We start from the raw sequence: 17,281 nt of genomic DNA on the forward strand, positions 1-17,281 counted from the left end.
CCTTGGTTGCTGATTATTCCATAATGTTCTCCAAAGAAACTTTTTTTGCCCTGTCCCTGTTTCCCTACCTCGGTTTTTTATGGTTCCTGACCAAATCCGGGAAAACGCCAAAACTGGCCCTGATCGGCTTTTATGTCCTCCTCGTTTTTGTGGTGATCTCCATTCCCGCCGGCATTTACGCCCAGGTGCAATACGGCGAAGAGTTGGCCAATGTGGACTGGCTCCATGGCAGCGCTGAATCTTTTTTGACCCTCTCTAACGTGCTGGTGGTCTTGGGTTTTGTCGGGGCGATCGCCAAACTCAAACAGACCAAATCTGAATAAATTTAGATTTTAAAAACCCCCTCCGGATTCACCGAGAGAATCGGCCGCCGCTGTACCCCTTCCCGCTGGAGAATGCTATTGGCGGCGAGTAAACCGCTACTGATGGCCCGTTCCATCAAGCCACAGGGGAACGGCATTTTCACCCAATCCCCCGCATACATCAGGTTGCTAATTTCGCTTTCGGTGGTGGGGCGATCGCCATAGCTATTGGGGGGATAGCCAGAGAAATTCTTTTGGTTCACCAGTTGCCGATGGAGCACCGTCGCTCCCTTGAGTTCCGGTACAATTTCGTATAGTTCCTGCTCAAAGGTGGCCAATAGCGCCTCTTGGGTGGGAAATTCTTTTTCCTTATAACAGTAAGCATGGAGCTCCACCACACTGCCCCCGGTGCGGGCGGCCCAGTCCTTAAACTGGGTCTGGATTTGGTGATATAGGGTAATGCTATCGGTCAAGGCATAGCCCGACAATGATGCAAACTTACTGTGCTCCCAGGGGAAATCTCGATCCAACCAGAACCGTCCCACCGCAAAGGGATCAGACACCACCAATTGATCAACTTTACGTTCCGCCTCTGGATCCCGGTCGCCCACTAAGCGGGTAAACAAATGGCGAGTTCCAGGTACGTCCGTCGCCAGCACCACATAATCGGCGGCGAGGGTGCCCCGCTGGAGTTCATCACTGGGATTTTCAGCCACCAACTGTACTTGATCAGCTTCACGGGCTTGGACTTTAAAAGGAGCTAAATCCCGTTGGGCGGGGCCACTCAAGCGTTTACCGTTGGCATCATAGCGAGCGCCATGGCAGGGACAGAGGAAGGAGCCATCCGCTTGCCGACCGACGGTACAACCCTGGTGGGTACAGGTTAAGGACAAGCCTTCCTCCGTTGCCGGATTGACCGCATACATTGCATCCCCAGCGCCGTAGTATTCCAGACTGTCATCGGTAATCAATTCATTCTGTTTCGTCCAGAAAGGTACATCCGTTTGCTCATCTCCCTGTTGGTAGGCGATCGCCTGGATTTTGTTGTCCTGACATTGAATTTCACTGACGGACACATCGGTCAGAATTTGACCTCCTTTGGCGCGAATAGCATCGGCAATGGGTTGGACGAGGCTCGTGCCCATGTCATCCACGGTGCCGTTAAACGCTAGGCCCTCTGGGTTCCCAAAAAAGTAGAAGTGGAAAAATTGCAGCAATTCCCCTGTGCTCAAGGTATCGGGGGCATTTAGGCTAGATTTGGCAAAGGGCAAAAAGTAGAGGTCATAAAGGCCCTGGGGAAATTCACCCCGGACCCAATCCGCCACGGTGATGGTGTCGTAGGTGTCGTAGGTGCGGGGGATTTTAAAGCCCGTGATCGCGTGGAAAACTTCCAAATGCTTAATTTTTGTGAGGTTAATGCCCCAACGGAGTCGGTTCGGCGAAGAAATGGCGAGATCCACGATATTCCAAGGAAAGGCGGTATTACTGGGACGAAATACCTCTGGGCGATAGCGGTCTGGGTCTTTGAAAACGAGGGAATAAAAATCTAAGGATTGAAAATTGTCGTTGATGCTCAGTTCACTGACCAAGCTCTTGAGGTTGTAATACTGGGGGAAAAAGCCGTGGAAGCCATGTTCCATCATGAACTCGTCTTCACCGACATTAATTTTCCAACTGGCGACCTTGCCACCGAGTTGGGGAGCTTTTTCTAACAGCGTGACCTGAAAACCCCGTTGGCTTAATTCGTAGGCAGCGGCCAGCCCTGCTAAACCGCCCCCAATGACAACGACTTTTTTTCCTTGGCTGTGATAGTGGGGTAAATCCAAGGATTCTTGCTGGTGGATCGTCGGGTGGGGTTTGGCGAAGCGGGTGTACCCGACCATCGATCCGGCGGCTCCCACCCCAAGGAGTTTGAGGGCGCTACGGCGGGAAATGGGGGGAAGGGAAGTGTTGTCACTCATGCCATTCAGTTTAATTGCACATCTAGTGTCAATTATTATGAACTGATTTGCTGGGGGTGGGTTGTTTTTTTCGGCACTTTGTCACATTTGCGCAAAAAGACTTAGTTTCGGCGGATATTGAAGCAACACCATTCGTCTTTCTTCCAGAGGGCGGCGATCGCCCAGCCATTTTGCTCGAGGGTATCGGCGATGGGTTGAATCTGTTCGATCAGAATGCCGCTGAGGATTCCCCAGGTGTCCGGTTTGGCGATCGCCGACATCTTGGGGATCAGCTCAATAATAATTTCCGCCAAGATATTACAAACAATCCCATCAAAGGGCTCTGGGTACATTTGGGGAAGGGTATCGATGCTGCCCTGGGCGACGACCATGCGCTCTGGTTCGATGTTATTGAGCGCCCGATTACTGTTGGAGGCAGTCACCGCCAAAATATCCGTATCCACCCCAAAGGTTTGCTTCGCCCCCAAAAGGAGAGACCCGATGGAAAGAATCCCCGAACCACAGCCAATATCCGCGATTACCTGGGTTTCTGGTTGCTGCCCTAAACGCATTTCTAGGGCTTCGAGGCACAGTTGGGTGGTCTGGTGAGCGCCAGTCCCAAAGGCAGAACCCGGATCGAGGCGCAATAGGAGGCGTTCTGAATGGGTGGGCACTTCTAACCAGGCTGGGTAAATCAACAGGCGATCGCCAATTTCCTGGGGTTGCCAATGGCTCTTCCAGCTACTTGACCAATCTTCCTCATCGATAAGATGCCACTTAACCGCGGGTTTAGGCAAACGGGCAAGTAAAGCATCCTGTTTCAGTAGCAGCGCTAAGGCCGCAAGATCCAAATGATCAAACTCCGCCTGGGGACTATAGGCACGAATCAGGTAGGATTGCCCCTTCTGCTCCCCCGCCATTCCCCGACAGCCAAAATCATCTAAGCGCCAGAAAATCGTCTCTTCTAAACTCGGGTCGCAGAGGATCTGTAATTCCCACCAAGTTGTTGTCATCTTTTTCCCCTTGTCGTTGGCCAGGGGAAAGTATCCAGAGACCTTTCCCCCGTAGCTTAACCTTACAGCTTAACCGTATAGGCATCCCGGATGCCGGTTACCTTCGTAATCTCACTCAGAACGCCTTCTGGCAGCGGATCATCCAAGCTCAGTACCATCACGGCATCACCCCGGACAATCTTGCGGCCCACCTGCATACTGGCAATGTTCACATTAAAGCTGCCCAGCAGAGAACCGATCTTCCCGATAATCCCCGGCACATCCCGGTGGAGCGTAAAGAGCATATAGCCCGTCGGCGGCACATTGATTGGGAAACCATTGATACTGGTAATGCGGATATCCCCATCACTCAACAGCGCCCCATTGACGGAGTGCTCCCCATCGGCCCCAGTGGCTTCTAGGTGAATAGCCCCGGTGTAATCACGTACCGATTCATCACGGGTTTCAATGATCCGGATGCCCCGTTCCTTTGCTTCAATTTCTGCGTTTACATAGTTGACTCGTTCCCGCAATGCTGGAGAAAGTAAGCCTTTGAGAGCAGCCACAACCAAGGGCTTGGCTTCTTTTTCGGCTAAATCCCCTTGGAGGGTCACATTTAATTTTTCGATGCGGCCCCCGGCCAACTGACCGACCATGTTCCCTAGGGTCTCCGCCAATTGGAGATAGGGACGCAGTTTTTCCATGACGTTGGCATTGAGGCCAGGAATATTCACCGCAGAGCGTGCTGGCAACCCTAAAATGACATCCCGAATTTGCTCGGCAACATCAACGGCAACATTTACCTGGGCTTCAGCGGTAGAAGCACCCAAGTGGGGCGTAAGGACGACGTTATCCAAGGCCCGGAGTTCGGATTCACCCAGGGGCTCTTCTTCAAAAACATCCAAAGCGGCCCCACCAAGGCGACCTTCTTGGATCGCTTTAGCAACGGCAGCTTCGTCAACAACGCCACCGCGAGCACAGTTAACAATGCGGGTGGTGGGCTTCATTTTGGCGATGGACTCTTCGCCAATCAAGTGAGTAGTTTCGGGGGTTTTGGGGACGTGGAGGGTAATGTAGTCAGCTTCCCGGAACAGGTAATCGAGATCGACGAGGCGACAACCCAATTGTCCGGCTCGTTCTTCGGAGATAAATGGATCGTAGGCGAGGAGCTTCATGCCTAGGGCTTTACCGACGCTAGCTACGTGGGCACCAATTTTGCCGAGACCGACAACGCCGAGGGTCTTTTTATACACTTCTGCGCCGATGAATTTTTTCCGGTTCCATTCTTTGGCTTTGACGGACTGGTTGGCATCGGGGATGTGGCGAGAGAGGGACAACATCATCGCGAGGGCATGTTCAGCGGCGGCAATGGTGTTTCCTTCGGGGGAGTTGACGACGATGATCCCTTGGCGGGTGGCGGCGGGAATATCGACATTATCAACACCGACTCCGGCACGGCCAATGATTTTGAGGTTTTTACCGGCTTCGATCACTTCTTTGGTGACTTTGGTCCCGGAGCGAATCATCAGGGCATCGTATTCGGGAATAATGCTGATGAGTTCTTCGAGGGGTAATCCGACTTTAACGTCTACTTGGGCGACCTGGGAGAGGATATCGATTCCGGCTTGGTCGATAGAGTCGGAAACAAGAACTTTAGCCATAACAATTCGATTAAATATAAATGTTTCGTTTGGGTCGGATACTGCGGGTCGTGTCGCCGGGGGCGGGGTTTGGGGGAAGTTCCCGTGGGCACGAGGGCTACAGATCCTTAAGTTTTTGTATAGAACAAAGGATTATTCTATCCTGACTGCTCACCCTGGACGGATTTTTCCCTGGGGGCGATCGCCTTTTTTCTAGATTTACAGGCGGAGTTTTGGTACTTAAATCTCGAAAAGTCCGGGAGGGGCATCCACTTCCAGGCGATTTTCTACCAGATCAACGACGGGGACAATGGCTTTCACGAAGGGGACAAGGTGCTTTTTCTGGTTGGCATCGGTGACTTCGAGGACGTCCTGGGCCGCCGTGTAGAGATCGCTGACAATCCCTAGTTTTGCTTGGGTGTTGTAATCAAATACCTCAAGGCCAATCAAGTCACTGACATGGTATTCGTCGGCTTCGAGTTCGGGGCGATCGCCTGCCCGCACCAGGACTTTGGCACCCCGGATATTTTCTGCTTGGGTGCGGTCTTGGATATGTTCAAATTTCACGACAAATAAATTTTTGCCAGGGATTTGTCGGCCCCGTTCGAGTTCTACCGATTGGGGGTCTTGGTTGGGCAGTTGTAACCACCGTTGACCGGGCACTTCGAAGCGTTCGGGAAAATCAGTGCTGGGATTAATCCGCACTTCTCCTTTGAGACCCTGGGCGGCCACCACCTGGCCAATGATGATCCAATCCTGTTCTGCCATGTTGCGCCTCGATGCCTTTTTTTAGAGCAATGTGAAAAATGTGGGTTAAAAACTCAGGCTTCTTACTTTATCGGATTTTTCTGACGGAACGCGCCCTTTACAATACTTATAAGTTTTACTTGGAATCTGGCCCTTAGCTATGACTGACACAAATTCTGGACAAAATAAACTCAAAGGTCTCGTAATTGGTTTGGTGGCGATCGCCCTGGCGGTATCCCTCGCCCTGGGGATCAAATTCCAACCCCCCACCGCTACCCTCGAAGCCCAGGCCGCCGAAGCCGTCCCCCTCACCGTCGCCCTGGATAATGGTCGCCCGACTTTGATGGAATTTTATGCGGATTGGTGTACCAGTTGTCAGGCCATGGCCCCGGATCTTCGGCAAATTAAACAAACCTACGGCGATCGCCTTAATTTTGTGATGCTTAATGTCGATAACGGCAAATGGCTCCCGGAAGTGCTGAAATACCGCGTTGATGGCATTCCCCACTTTGTTTTCCTCGATGAAACTGGTGAGGCGATCGCCGAAACCATTGGCGAACAACCGCGCAGTATTTTAGAGGCCGACCTCAATGCCCTCCTCGCCCACAACGACTTACCCTACACCTATGACCAAGGCCAAGTTTCTAAACTCGATCGCCCCAATCAACAACCCCGCCAGAGTGATCCCCGTAGCCACGGCGCCCAGGTTAAGTCCTAGGTTTTGGGCGAAAAACTTGCCTCACAAATTTTCCCAGAAAGGTTGGCTATAATTGAAGCCAATTTTAAGGCCCTGGCCCGTTTGTGCTGGTGCCTCAGATTTTTTAAAATACCCTAGGTTTCAGGTTACGCCCTGTTTCAGTAAAGTACCTATGAATATGAAGTCTCTCCTCACCACCATCACTTGCTTGTCAGTCGGTTGTCTTGCCCCCAAAGCAGCCCTTGCCCACGCCATTGAAACGAATTTCCAAGTGCGCTTCGACAATTTCGAGCTCCAAAGCACCTTTGGCGATGGCGAAGTTTTCCCCAATGCCCCCGTGACGGTTTACTCTCCAGAAAATCCTGACCAACCGATTATGATTGGTCGCACCGATGAAAACGGGAAATTTAGCTTCAAAGCCGACACCACCAAGGCCGGGGACTGGGCCGTAGAAATTGGTTCCGCCGACGATAGCCACTGGGATCGCCTGATTGTGCCCGTCCAAGCAGAGGGGATCGACGTCAACGCCATTAGCGAACTGCCCCAACCAGAACACAGCCATGATTACTTTGCCTATTCGTTCCTAGCGGGGATCGTCGGCTTGGGCCTCGTCTTTGGGATGCGCCAAAACCAAGACCGCGCTTAAACACAAATTATTTTTTACAAATTTACAAATTAAGGCTCACTGCCCCTTGACGGAGAATGCGCCAGCCGGAGCCTGTCCACTGGGCCACCGTCGAGGGCTGTCCACTGCCAATCTTGCTTGTTCGTTCCTGGGTTGTGCAATCGAGCACCGGGATTTCGGGAAATTCTTTGGCAATCGCCGTCATCCATTCGAGGGGGTCGCTACCGGAACGGTTGGCGCTGGTGGTGGCGAGGGGGCCTGTTTTGCGTAAAATCCCTTGGGCCAAGGCCAAATCGGGGACACGCACGCCAATGGTACCGGAATTAGTCGGATTCATTGCCGCTGAAACCTTTTCAGAAGCGGGTAGGACAAGGGTCAATGCCCCTGGCCAATATTGCTGGGCGATCGCCTGCCATTGCGCTTTTTCTATCTCACTACCCACCACATAGTCCCAAATCTCCGGCAAGGAAGCCGTCATCAGGATCAGCGGTTTATCGGGCGATCGCCGTTTCAATTGATAGATCAGGGGGGCAGCGTCGGGTTTCGCCGCGAGGGCAGGCACGGTATCCGTGGGGAAGCTCACCACTTGGCCATTGTTTGCCTGGTCAACTAGGGCAGCAGCAGTAACGAGGGGCATTAATTATTGGGTTTGTTTGAGATGGTCAAATACACTTTTATCACCAATATCATCGGCGGGCTTTTGTGTAAATTTCCGAGCCGCAAAAATGATGAATAAAACGCTCCACAGACTGAACCCAATTTGGGCAACTGCTAACGGTAAAAGCTGAGTCAAGTGACCCAAAAGCAGCAGGGGCACCAGGGGCGTCAAAAGCATTGTTTCCAAACGTCGAAAACAAAAGCCCTCTTTAAAGAAAATTCCCGTCAAGGCGGCAAAAAGAAAGCCAATGCCCCAGAGGGTTTGGGGTTTTTCTAAAACCGTGACGAATAGCGGTTCTGGAAAAATGAGACCGAAGGCGATCGCCGCACCACAGCCCACAAGCCAAAAGCCCTGGAGCAGTCGGTGTAGAGGAATGAGATAAATATGAATCTTGGCCAAACTGAGACCCAGACCACCACAAAAGGCGACGAATAGTCCAGAAATTAATCCCTGCGTCCAACCCTGATCGCCTAAAGCAATAGCTAAAGCAGTACCAAAGCTAAAGGCACAAGCGGCGATCGCCAACCCCAGACGATAAAGAAAAACTTCCTGGCGATCGGCAGCGGTGATCGTAAATTCGCCGTAGTAACCGGCGTAAACTTCCGGGGTTTGGGGTGATAAAGAAGCATCAGACATCGTTATTTCCAGTCATCCATTTCCAAAACAGCTACGTTTATCGTAAACCAGTCAATCAAACATTTTTTATCGTGGCTAGAGGACAATGGCTACCTAGTCACTGATGGCCAGAGCGTTTATGAGGTGGTTGAGAATGGCGATATTATTCCCACTCTCGTTCGTCTTGATATTCGTGATGAGCAAACGACCAAAACCTTTACCCAGGGCTTTAATGATGAGCCATTGGGGGAAGGGTTAGGGGCGATCGCCCAGCGTTATCCCAACAGCCTTATCCTGGTTTCTGGTAGCGTCATCATTGATTTCCCTGATGAACTGCCCAGTTCCTTACCGCCAGAAGTTCAGGTCTATGGCACCAGAATTACCCTGGCCTATGCTGACTTGAATCAGGCGCTCTCGATTCTCCAAGACCAGTGGGCGATCGGGCAGCTCGACTTTAAGACTTTTAGCCCAGCACCCAGATGGAAGGAATTAGGGAAGAATTAGAGTACTACGGCGTTTTTAGGGTAACGATTTTATTGTCTAGTCTCCCAGCAAAATTTACCTGGTCACTGTATATGCCGCTATCTTCCGTAACTAGGTCCATAAAATTCACGATAAGCATCGTCTACACTACCTACGCGATAGAGCAGTTGATTTAAAAGTACTTGCCCCCCCTGGTAAACTTCTAGTCGAATGGTGTTAGGGTCTGATGGACGAACGGTAACAATGTAGCGATAATTACCGTTGCGAAAAATATATTTTGATCTTGTTGTTGTTCCAGAAAGATCAACATTGTTGAGAGATAAAGAGTCCCCTGTTCTTAGATTTTCGCCTTTATACATATAATCAAAAGCTTCACCTTGATTCCAGCGTGCAATCGATACTTGCCATTCCCCATTCCTAAAAACGCCTCCTCTATTGGTAGGAAACTCACAATTTGTAAATAAACTATATCCATTGTCAAAGAGTTGGCAGCTACTTGCCTGACTAGGTTTTGCAAAAACTGGCAAAGATATAACCACGATAAGACTTGCATACAATATTTTTTTTAGCATTGGCAAAAATCCAGTAGTACTCCGATAAAATACCTATACTTAGTTTTAGCTATGCTTAGTTTATTTGCATATTAATTATTATTACGATTTAAGCATTTTAGTATAAGCTAAAACCCAAAAAGTATAGAGGTAAAGGGTTTGATGGAAGTTAGTATACAGCATTTTATAAAAATCTTGTTTACTGTTGATTTTAATTAGTACTAGCCTTTCGTTAAGGTTGACGATAAAGATACTAAATGTTTGTATATCATCTTGGCTAATCCCTATATATAGGTAATAATGGAGAGATAAACATCATATAAATTAAAGTATTACTGTGTGGAAATCTCTTCTTGTATCTAGCCTATTCTTATTTACTACAACTCCGTCAGTGGTTATAGCAAACCCGCAACAGGCAGACCATGAGCTACTTGTTGCTCAAGATAATCAACTGACTCCAGCTTTAAAAAATGGCAAATACGGCTTTACTGATACACAGGAAGAATTAGTTATTCCTGCTATTTATGACTATGCTGCGTCGTTCTCAGAAGGATTGGCTCCAGTTGTAATTAATAGCAAGTGGGGTTTTATTGATACCCAAGGAAATTTAGCTATTCCTGCTATTTATGATTATGGAGATAAATTTTTAGAAAAATTAGCACGAGTTCGGATCAATGGTAAGTATGGTTATATCGATAGGCAAGGAAAACTAGTCATTTCTACTATTTATGATTATGGGGATAATTTTTCAGATGGACTAGCACTAGTTGAAATCAATGGTAAGTATGGCTATATCGATAGACAAGGAAAATTAGTTATTCCTGCTATTTATGACAGTGCTTTTGATTTTTCAGATGGACTAGCACCAGTTACAATTAATGACAAACAGAATATTATTAATAAGCAAGGAGAATTAGTTATTCCCACTATTTATGATTATCTTTTCTGGTTTACAGAAGGACTCATAGTAGTTACTATCAATGATAAATATGGTTTTATCGATAAGCAAGGAGAATTAGTTATTCCCACTATTTATGATGACGCTGGGCCGTTTACAGAAGGATTGGCACGAGTTGAAATCAATAGCAAGTGGGGTTTTATTAATACACAGGGAAATTTAGTTATTCTTCCTATTTATGCTTCTGCTGGGCCGTTTACAGAAGGATTAGCACAAGTTGAAGTCAATGGTAAATATGGTTTTATCGATAAGCAAGGAGAATTAGTTATTCCCACTATTTATGATGATGCTGGGCCGTTTACAGAAGGATTGGCACGAGTTGAAATCAATGATAAATATGGTTTTATTAGTACACAAGGAGAATTAGTCGTTCCTGCTATATATAATTATATTGGAGAAATTTCAGAAGGATTCGAAAGAGTTGAAATCGATGGTAAATGGGGTTTTATTAATACACAAGGAGAATTAGTCGTTCCTGCTGTTTATGATAATGCTTGGTGGTTTTCAAACGGACTAGCACCAGTTGAAATCAATAATAAATATGGTTTTGTCGATAAGCAAGGAGAATTAATTATTCCCACTATTTATGATAATGCTGAGTCATTCTCAGAAGGATTGGTACGAGTTGAAATCAATGGTAAATATGGTTTTATTAATGCACAGGGAGAATTGGTTGTTCCCGCTATTTATGATTATGTTGACGGAAATTTCTTAAATGGACTAGGGGTAGTGTATATTAATGATGAAATTGGCTTTATTAATAGGCAAGGAAAACTTTTAGAACTAGTTGACTGACAAAAGATCTAGTCATACGTGGGAAACCCTTAATATGAAAAGGTTGTAGTGTTTAACTTAGAGTTGTCTGAAATTTCACTCTAGTTGCTCCGGGAGATCAACATAAGCAATAACTCCTAAAAGCATACATGGCATGGATTTAAAGGCAAATCTGCTGAGAATATAAAGGATGGGTTTGAGCTGTCCTCAATGGGCACTACACAAGTTTTGTCAGTCAATCAGATTACATACCTCACAACTATGCACAATGTGCATGATTATTATCCTTAAGAAGCTAGCCGAGTCATATTTTTCCCTAATTTCTCAAGGCCACCTCGTTAGACAGAGTGAAGAGCATAAGTCATAAAATTTATAGGTAATTCAGCATATACCCTTTGAAATCTATATTCATCCTTTCCCTTGCTCTCACCTGAATCTCAACCATAGAATATTGTTACCTGGTCTGCGATGCAGACTCCACTTCATCCTTCTAGCGACCATGACACAATCTAAGCTGATTGCTCAGCGTTATCAAGTTACCAAGCGATTAGGTAGCGGTGGCTTTGGCGATACCTTCCTTGCCCAGGATCTATACTCTCCGTCCCAGAAACGATGTGTAATTAAACAGTTACGACGGATTGATGATGATCCGAGCTCCTATGAGTTGGTAAAAGAACGTTTTAATCGAGAAGCTTTGATCCTTGAGTCACTAGGGGAAAATTATTCTCATATCCCATCACTATATGCCTATTTTGAAGAGGAAGGGTTATTTTATTTAGTATAAGAGTACGTTGAAGGGAAAACATTAACAGAAATTGTCCTACGAGACGGTCCGCAGTCAGCAGTGCTTACCACCAAAATTCTGCAGCAGGTACTAAAGATCCTTAAATATGTGCATGATCAAGGCATTATTCATCGGGATATTAAGCCAGATAATATACTGCTACGCAAAGGAGATCAATCGGCTGTTTTGATTGATTTCGGGGCAATTAAGGAGATTCTCAATACTCAAGTAACGACCAAAGGTAGTCTAAAAAGCTCAATTATCATTGGTACGCCTGGTTTTATGTCCCCTGAGCAAGGAATAGGGAGACCGAGTTTTAGTAGTGATTTGTATAGTTTGGGATTGGTAGGCATATATCTCTTAACAGGGAAGCTGCCCAATGACTTCATCGTTAACCCGGCAAATGGTGAACTGAATTGGGAAAATGATGCACCCATGATCGATTCGTCACTCAAAAACATTCTGACTCAGGCCATTGCTTCCCATCCACGAGATCGTTTTGCTAATGCTGAAGCAATGTTTGTTGCGTTAAATAACGTCGAAGCACCTTTACTGACGCCGAGACAGAGAAATAATTATGCAGCTTCTACCAATACCAATGCGGATACCTTTGTCATATCTCAGGCCAAGTCACAGGGAATGCCAGGGCAACCAATGCATAAGTCAAAAAATAAACTGACTTATTTAAGCTGGTTGATTGGTAGTGGTTGTGCTGTATTCATCACAGGAGCCCTATTATCGCAACAAGAATTTTTAACAAGTCTCTTTCAATCCAATGAACAATCTACTGCTGATACGATAGAAAATACCCAAACAGTAGAGGTAGACCAAACACCACAAGATATTCCACCAGAACCTCCAGAAACAGAACCATTGTTAGGATACAAGGATAGTTGTGGTGATTCATTATCTGGCAAAAGTGTATGGTACCGAGTAATTAGTAATGCTACAGTTTTAGAAAGGATTAAAAGCAATTATTGTGGTGATGCTTTTCTTCGAGAAGACAATACTGCTCAGGTAGCCAGTTTTGCTTCTAGGGAAAATGCTCAAATATTCATCAATAAACTAACGCAAGAAACTGGCTCTGAGTTTTGGATTCAGAAAAGGGAAGATTTAACAGCTATTAATTCCTACAATTCATCTTCAAGCCAGAAAGATGTCACTGGGATCTATGAAGTTAGATATAATAATGGGGCATATTGCACATTAAAAGTTCTTGAGCAAAGTAAAGAAGAATCGATTATATTCGACTTATTCTGTATACGTGGTGCTCCTTCTTACAATGAAGGAAGAGCTTCTGGATTAGTATCAATTAGAACCATAGAATCAGTTCCAGTTAATAGCAGGATAGCAGTACATTCGATAAGCAACTTTGGCGGAGTATGTAATATTGCAATGAAATTTGTTGACACTAAAGTTGTTGTAACTCAAGATGGAGAACCTGGTGTTTGTGGTTTTGGGGGAGCAGTATACGTAGATGGCATCTATGGTCGTATCAGTAGCAATCAGCCGAATTTCGAGCTACAGTGATTTTATAGTGTAGATTTGAACTGGTCTTTTTTTTGATTAGGTTAACTATCTAAAAATGTCCTGACTACGTATTCTTCCGGGAGTAAATTCTCCAGAAAAATTATATCCCTCTATTCTTGCTTCTTTACGAACTTTATTTTTGCGAGATTCCTTAAATTCAATTTTGTTATTTTCACAGTGAATTTCTTCTACTTTGAGAAGAAAACTAATATCTTGGACAGCCATTCTTAATTGATCTTTCAATTTTCCCTGTCTTGCAATTAATCTACCTATGCCACCTGCTGCTATTGCAGCAATCAAAGTATTAAGGATGGAAAAGAATCCCGAAATAATTTCTTTTTGAACATCGGTATTTGAAAAATCAAAAAACATATATAAATCTGCAATATTAAAGTTAATAGAGGGAACCTCGAAAAATTCAAAATTTCGCTAGATCAGCAACCTATCCTCGTTGTTTCAGACTCAAAAAATCGTCAAAAAAGCAATTAATCGAGGTTTCCTAGAGTTATTTGAACATAACTATTGTTGCATTCGTCTATAGGCTGCTTGACTATCTCCAACTTTATATAGAAGCTGGTTCAGCAAAGCTCTAGAGCCTTGATATACTTCTAAACGAATTACATTAGGATCTGACGGTCTGATTGTAACTATGTATCTATAATTTCCATTGCGGAAGGTAAAATGCATTCTTTGCTTCGTTCCAGAAACGTCGACGTTGCCTAGAAATAAAGAGTCTCCTGTTTGCCTATTTCTTCCTTTGTAAAAATAAGTCTCTTCCCAAGGATAGATAGCAACTTCCCACTGAGTATTTTGAAAAACCCCACCACGTTGAGGAAAATTACAATTACTTACATAAAGCCCAGATCCATAGGGTAAATAAACATTATCTTGACATCTTTGGGCCTGAACAGACGATGCCCAAATAAGTAGGGTTGACGCAGAAATAAAACCTGAAAGAATGAGTTGTTTAAGCATTAGTAACTATTAAGAAGCTTATGGAGATAGAGTCAATCTACTTTAACACTAAGTTTTCAAAGCACCTAACAATCCCGTCAAAAATTACTGAGATTGCCATTATTCCGTTTCGTGAGTTGATTTCAGGTGGTTAACTGTTGAATTTATGGCCGACACCAGAGCAAAATAAATAAAAGCGTATCTGTGTATTGATAGCCGACAAAAAACCTGAAGGCATTCCCCCAAAGGAATTTTTGTCTTACACCAAAAAATGATGCTGAATTTTATCGCACAAAAACTCAATCCCAGTGAACCCGTCCGCTACCTGTTTTCGGTGATGGTAATTTTTATGAGTTTCGGTGCCTTTTTGTTGCCCCTTGGTTCCATTGCCCAGCAGGAAGAGAAAGAAGTTGAACCCGTTGAAGAAATCGCCAACAGCCCTAGCCGCTATACCTTCAAGGTCAAACTCACTGAACTGGATGACCTCAAGGTAAAGGAAGGGGACACCGTGGAAATTAATCAGGTCATTGCCGATCGCCCCCAGGAACGCGATTACCTTCTGCTAGAAAAACAGCGATTAGAATTAGCGATCGCCCGCCTCGAAACCCTTAAAGTCATCCCATCTTTGGCCCCCGTGCCGTTCCCATGACCCCAGAACTGCCTCCTGTGAGTTACCGTTTCAAATTATTCAGTTCTGCTTGGAGAGATTCTACTTCCCGCCGGAGCCGTTCCGCTTCGTCCATGGCGTCGGTGTTTTCGGACTCATCGTCATCGTCAAGAATTTCAATGCGGCGCGGCTCTTTGGTCTCGCTGTTGGAGCTTGTTGTCGTTTCTGGGCTTTGGGGTACCCGCTGTTGGGCCTGCTTGACCATTTCATTGACAAATTTTTTGGCCTCCTCGGCGTTCATTTCCCCTTTTTGTACCATCTCATCGGCGATGACCTGGGCTTGTTCGCGCAAATCATGGATCGTTGCCCCTGCTTTTTCGGCAGCGAGGGAGGCAGCCCCGACCCCAAGGTAAAAAGCTTTTTGTACTAAATCACTGAAGCCTGCCATAGTCTAAAGTCCTGTGTCATCAAGCGTGCTGTTTTAAGCATAGTCGATAAATTTGAGGCTTGGGCTGGGGGCGATCGCCTGTCCCCATAGCGAAGAGCAATATTCCGGAGCATCCTTTGGGGAGAAATAGCGAAACGTTGATCTTCTTGCAAGGAATCGGTTACAAACAGTAACAACAAGCAGTACATCTTTGAGGAAAAACCCTTGCCCCATTCCATTGTGACTGACGTTTGCGAAGGCATCGCGGATTGTGTCGAAGCTTGCCCTGTGGCTTGTATCCATGATGGCCCCGGTAAAAATGCCAAAGGTACCGATTGGTACTGGATTGACTTTGATGTGTGCATCGATTGCGGCATTTGTATTCAGGTTTGTCCCGTCGAAGGGGCGATTATCCCAGAAGAAAATGCCACGTTACAGCGTACTCCCTAATTGTTGGGACTTGATCTAGATTGTTTTGAGACATAACAAATCCCCGCAGCAGGGGATTTTTATTAGCTACATCAAATCTCTATTACCTTGAGCCAAGAGTCTTGATGAAGCTTTGAATGTCAGCGATGTTTAACCCATCGAGGTGAATGGTTTGTTGGGGTTGGCGAAAATGGCGGGGTAGCGATCGCCGATAGGTGGGGTCATAATGCGCTTCGAGGATTGCCTCCACAAATTCTGGCCATTGTTGAGCATCGATTAAGTTGTACCAGGCTTGGATTTTGCCCTTGCCATATTTGGGTATGAGGTGACTGAGCAATTGTTTCAGGGTCGCTGGATGTTCGATGAGATGGGGATATTCCGCGATGAGTAACTTAACCCGTTCGGCCATCGGTAAAACCACTTCCACCACAGGCGATCGCCGCATATTTTCCCAGAGGGGTTTCGGTACATGGATTTTGCCAATGGTCTTACTTTCTGACTCCACCCAAATCGGTCGCCTGGGATCAAAGGCTTGGAGCTGGGCCACCAGTTGCGACTCAAACCACTTTTGCGCAGGCTGTTGCTGGGGCGTTTCTTGCCACATTTGTCCCAACAGAGATCCCCGGTGGGCAGCGAGGGCTTCTAAATCTAAAACCTGAAACTGTTCTGCCTGTAATGCCTGGAGTAATTTGGTTTTGGCGCTGCCCGTATAGCCGCAGAGTACCCGCAAAGACAGGGTCGTTCCGAGATGGGCAAGGGCTTGGCGCACATACTGACGATAGGTTTTATAGCCCCCGGTCAAGAGAGTTGTCTGCCAACCGATTTGGCTCAGTACCGTCGCGAAACTGTGGGAACGCTGGCCGCCCCGCCAACAGTAAATAAGGGGGTGAAATTCCTTGGGTTTTTCTAAAAAATGCGTTTCTAAGTGACGGCCAATATTTTTAGACACGAGGGCGGCCCCAATTTTACGGGCTTCAAAGGGCGATCGCTGGGTGTAGATGGTGCCCACCAAGGCCCGCTCTTCGTTATTTAATACCGGAAAGTTGACGGCACCGGGAATATGATCTTCGGCAAATTCCGCTGGCGATCGCACATCAATAATGTCTGTGTAGGGTTGAAAATTCTGATCCCAAGGATTTGTCGTGCTGTGAATCGGAGGAGCCATCGCCACCTAACTTTACGTTGTGAATCAAGCCTTCACCATAACAAAAAGACAGCCACGGGGCTGCCTTGGGGGTTTAGGTTTTAGCACAAGTCTAGGGAGATCTAGAACAGAGGAGATAGGGGAGCGCTAAAGAAGATTGCGGCGAGGGCAAAGGCGACACCACCGGCTAACAACACATTGTTATAGAACCAACCAATTTCTTTCTCTTGGCCAAAGAGGTTTTCTTCTTGACCCGCCGAGAAGAAGAGAGACCAAGCTTGGGTCGCGGAAATGGTGGCGTTGCTGAAGTCCTTACGGAAAATAACGGGGGTGAAGAGATTTTCAGGTTTGTAATTAAAGTTGGTAACCATAAAATTGCCTATTTTGTTTGTCTACATTAACAATCTTAACATAAGTTTACGAA

General features: G+C 46.3%; 20 protein-coding genes and 1 pseudogene. 9 read left to right on the top strand and 12 right to left on the bottom strand.

What is annotated here, in order from left to right; genetic code table 11:
• Nucleotides 1–23: 23 nt before the first annotated feature.
• The gene (locus tag AACT35_RS04035; RefSeq protein WP_099240891.1) at nt 24–323 is read left to right on the top strand and encodes a DUF3593 domain-containing protein; all 300 of its coding nucleotides are present in this window, start codon (nt 24–26) and stop codon (nt 321–323) included.
• A 2-nt stretch (nt 324–325) separates the two neighbouring features.
• Here the strand turns inward: AACT35_RS04035 and AACT35_RS04040 are convergent, their stop codons facing one another.
• From AACT35_RS04040 to rimM, 4 genes are all read right to left on the bottom strand, one after another.
• Complete coding sequence (locus AACT35_RS04040) at nt 326–2,263, bottom strand: FAD-dependent oxidoreductase (protein WP_099240893.1); 1,938 nt, start codon at nt 2,261–2,263, stop codon at nt 326–328.
• A 101-nt stretch (nt 2,264–2,364) separates the two neighbouring features.
• A complete protein-coding gene (prmA, locus tag AACT35_RS04045) occupies nt 2,365–3,255 on the bottom strand; it encodes a 50S ribosomal protein L11 methyltransferase (RefSeq protein WP_062433597.1) in 891 nt (296 codons plus the stop codon).
• A 62-nt stretch (nt 3,256–3,317) separates the two neighbouring features.
• Nucleotides 3,318–4,895 carry a phosphoglycerate dehydrogenase gene (gene serA / locus AACT35_RS04050; RefSeq protein ID WP_012306867.1) on the bottom strand — a complete coding sequence of 526 codons (1,578 nt, stop codon included), beginning with the start codon at nt 4,893–4,895 and terminating at the stop codon, nt 3,318–3,320.
• A gap of 219 nt (nt 4,896–5,114) precedes the next feature.
• Nucleotides 5,115–5,642, bottom strand: coding sequence for a ribosome maturation factor RimM (gene rimM / locus AACT35_RS04055; protein WP_012306866.1), 528 nt, complete (start codon nt 5,640–5,642; stop codon nt 5,115–5,117).
• Nucleotides 5,643–5,781: 139 nt separating this feature from the next.
• On the opposite strand from rimM, the gene AACT35_RS04060 reads away from it, so the two are divergent.
• Both AACT35_RS04060 and AACT35_RS04065 read left to right on the top strand, forming a co-directional pair.
• Nucleotides 5,782–6,339 carry a thioredoxin family protein gene (locus AACT35_RS04060; protein WP_099240895.1) on the top strand — a complete coding sequence of 186 codons (558 nt, stop codon included), beginning with the start codon at nt 5,782–5,784 and terminating at the stop codon, nt 6,337–6,339.
• Nucleotides 6,340–6,490: 151 nt separating this feature from the next.
• The gene (locus tag AACT35_RS04065; RefSeq protein ID WP_099240897.1) at nt 6,491–6,964 is read left to right on the top strand and encodes a hypothetical protein; all 474 of its coding nucleotides are present in this window, start codon (nt 6,491–6,493) and stop codon (nt 6,962–6,964) included.
• Between the two features lie 22 nt (nt 6,965–6,986).
• On the opposite strand, the gene AACT35_RS04070 is transcribed toward AACT35_RS04065, so the two are convergent.
• Together AACT35_RS04070 and AACT35_RS04075 are read right to left on the bottom strand one after the other, a co-directional pair.
• A complete protein-coding gene (locus tag AACT35_RS04070; RefSeq protein WP_099240899.1) occupies nt 6,987–7,580 on the bottom strand; it encodes an L-threonylcarbamoyladenylate synthase in 594 nt (197 codons plus the stop codon).
• A gap of 3 nt (nt 7,581–7,583) precedes the next feature.
• On the bottom strand, nt 7,584–8,237 hold the full coding sequence (locus AACT35_RS04075) for a DUF2301 domain-containing membrane protein (protein WP_099240901.1): 654 nt from the start codon (nt 8,235–8,237) through the stop codon (nt 7,584–7,586).
• Between the two features lie 123 nt (nt 8,238–8,360).
• On the opposite strand from AACT35_RS04075, the gene AACT35_RS04080 reads away from it, so the two are divergent.
• Complete coding sequence (locus tag AACT35_RS04080; RefSeq protein WP_099240902.1) at nt 8,361–8,720, top strand: hypothetical protein; 360 nt, start codon at nt 8,361–8,363, stop codon at nt 8,718–8,720.
• A gap of 77 nt (nt 8,721–8,797) precedes the next feature.
• Here the strand turns inward: AACT35_RS04080 and AACT35_RS04085 are convergent, their stop codons facing one another.
• The gene (locus tag AACT35_RS04085) at nt 8,798–9,271 is read right to left on the bottom strand and encodes a hypothetical protein (RefSeq protein WP_143596818.1); all 474 of its coding nucleotides are present in this window, start codon (nt 9,269–9,271) and stop codon (nt 8,798–8,800) included.
• A gap of 370 nt (nt 9,272–9,641) precedes the next feature.
• Between AACT35_RS04085 and AACT35_RS04090 the strand changes: the two genes are divergently transcribed.
• From AACT35_RS04090 to AACT35_RS04100, 3 genes and pseudogenes are all read left to right on the top strand, one after another.
• Nucleotides 9,642–11,003: a WG repeat-containing protein gene (locus AACT35_RS04090; protein ID WP_143596819.1), complete on the top strand. Its 1,362-nt coding sequence runs from the start codon at nt 9,642–9,644 to the stop codon at nt 11,001–11,003.
• A 478-nt stretch (nt 11,004–11,481) separates the two neighbouring features.
• Nucleotides 11,482–11,766 (top strand): hypothetical protein, encoded by a 285-nt coding sequence (locus tag AACT35_RS04095; RefSeq protein ID WP_099240908.1) that lies wholly within the window; start codon nt 11,482–11,484, stop codon nt 11,764–11,766.
• A gap of 12 nt (nt 11,767–11,778) precedes the next feature.
• Nucleotides 11,779–13,296 (top strand): annotated as a pseudogene (locus AACT35_RS04100) (serine/threonine protein kinase); the annotation flags it as partial.
• Between the two features lie 45 nt (nt 13,297–13,341).
• Here AACT35_RS04100 and AACT35_RS04105 read toward each other — a convergent pair.
• Nucleotides 13,342–13,668 (bottom strand): hypothetical protein, encoded by a 327-nt coding sequence (locus AACT35_RS04105; protein ID WP_216820578.1) that lies wholly within the window; start codon nt 13,666–13,668, stop codon nt 13,342–13,344.
• Nucleotides 13,669–13,815: 147 nt separating this feature from the next.
• Entirely contained in the window at nt 13,816–14,271 is a 456-nt protein-coding gene (locus AACT35_RS04110; RefSeq protein ID WP_143596820.1) for a hypothetical protein, read from the bottom strand.
• A gap of 253 nt (nt 14,272–14,524) precedes the next feature.
• Here AACT35_RS04110 and AACT35_RS04115 point away from each other — a divergent pair, with 253 nt between their 5' ends.
• Entirely contained in the window at nt 14,525–14,899 is a 375-nt protein-coding gene (locus AACT35_RS04115) for a hypothetical protein (RefSeq protein ID WP_099240912.1), read from the top strand.
• Between the two features lie 22 nt (nt 14,900–14,921).
• On the opposite strand, the gene AACT35_RS04120 is transcribed toward AACT35_RS04115, so the two are convergent.
• On the bottom strand, nt 14,922–15,305 hold the full coding sequence (locus AACT35_RS04120) for a phasin family protein (protein WP_099240914.1): 384 nt from the start codon (nt 15,303–15,305) through the stop codon (nt 14,922–14,924).
• Between the two features lie 204 nt (nt 15,306–15,509).
• Here AACT35_RS04120 and AACT35_RS04125 point away from each other — a divergent pair, with 204 nt between their 5' ends.
• A complete protein-coding gene (locus AACT35_RS04125; RefSeq protein ID WP_012306860.1) occupies nt 15,510–15,734 on the top strand; it encodes an indolepyruvate ferredoxin oxidoreductase subunit alpha in 225 nt (74 codons plus the stop codon).
• 82 nt (nt 15,735–15,816) lie between these two features.
• Here the strand turns inward: AACT35_RS04125 and mnmH are convergent, their stop codons facing one another.
• Both mnmH and AACT35_RS04135 read right to left on the bottom strand, forming a co-directional pair.
• Nucleotides 15,817–16,878 carry a tRNA 2-selenouridine(34) synthase MnmH gene (mnmH, locus tag AACT35_RS04130; RefSeq protein WP_099240916.1) on the bottom strand — a complete coding sequence of 354 codons (1,062 nt, stop codon included), beginning with the start codon at nt 16,876–16,878 and terminating at the stop codon, nt 15,817–15,819.
• 101 nt (nt 16,879–16,979) lie between these two features.
• A complete protein-coding gene (locus AACT35_RS04135) occupies nt 16,980–17,228 on the bottom strand; it encodes a hypothetical protein (RefSeq protein WP_012306858.1) in 249 nt (82 codons plus the stop codon).
• Nucleotides 17,229–17,281: the final 53 nt, after the last annotated feature.

Origin of the sequence: Synechococcus sp. BDU 130192 (assembly GCF_963876085.1) — a bacterium.
In the GTDB taxonomy this organism is placed as follows: Bacteria; Cyanobacteriota; Cyanobacteriia; order Cyanobacteriales; family MRBY01; genus MRBY01.